Annotated in this window: 1 protein-coding gene; it reads left to right on the forward strand. The window is 65.7% G+C overall.

Annotated features, from left to right (window positions below):
• Window positions 1–1,060: MBL fold metallo-hydrolase (locus Cco03nite_RS42020; protein ID WP_203699634.1), on the forward strand; the 1,060-nt coding region annotated here is incomplete at both ends.

Below are 1,060 nucleotides of genomic sequence, written 5' to 3' on the forward strand. Positions count from 1 at the left end.
ACCGGTACGGGACACGCCAGCATGCGGATCGACACGGCGGCGGGTTCGATCCTGTGCGATCCGTGGGTGAACCCGGCGTATTTCGCCTCGTGGTTCCCGTTCCCGGACAACTCGCAGCTGGACTGGGAGCACCTGGGTGACGTCGACTACCTGTACGTGTCGCACCTGCACCGGGATCACTTCGACGCGGCGCATCTGAAGCGGTTCGTGTCGAAGAAGGCGACCGTGCTGCTGCCGGAGTATCCGACGTCGCAGCTGGAGGACGAGCTGCGGGAGTTGGGCTTCACGAGGTTCTTCAAGACGGTGTCGGACGAGGTGCACGAGCTCGACGGCGGTCTGAAGGTCATGATCCAGGCGTTGATCTCGCCGACCGACGGTCCGATCGGCGACTCGTCGTTGTGGGTGGAGCACGGCGGCGTGCGTGTGCTGAACCAGAACGACGCCCGCCCGACCGACCTGGTCCGGTTCACCGAGCTGGGTCATGTGCACGCGCACATGCTGCAGTTCTCCGGTGCGATCTGGTATCCGATGGTCTACGAGCTGCCGCAGGCGGCCAAGACCGCGTTCGGCAAGCAGAAGCGTGAGCGGCAGTACGACCGGACCTGGCGTTACATCGACGATCTGAAGGCGTCGTACGTGTTCCCGATCGCGGGTCCGCCGTGTTTCCTCGACGACGAGTTGTGGCAGTTCAACGACATCCACGGCGACGAGGGCAACATCTTCCCGGACCAGTCGGACTTCATCCGGGAGTACGCGAAGGTCGGCGGGTCCAACGGTGTGGTGCTGCTGCCGGGTTCGGTGTCGAGGCTGAGCGCCGAGGTGTGCGAGACCACGCATCCGGTGCCGGATGTGGAGGAGTTCTTCGCGCGCAAGGAGGAGCACCTCAAGGCGTATCAGGAGCGGCAGCGGCCGGTCATCGAGCGGGAGAAGGCGTCCTGGTCGCACCCGGAGATCGACGTGCTGGCCGGTATGAAGGCGCGCATCGAGCCGCTGCTGGAGGAGTCGGTGCGCATGGCGCAGGGTGTGGGCGGCCCGGTGCGCTTCGACCTGACCGACCCGG

Source organism: Catellatospora coxensis, from assembly GCF_016862635.1.
Lineage (GTDB): Bacteria > Actinomycetota > Actinomycetes > Mycobacteriales > Micromonosporaceae > Catellatospora > Catellatospora coxensis.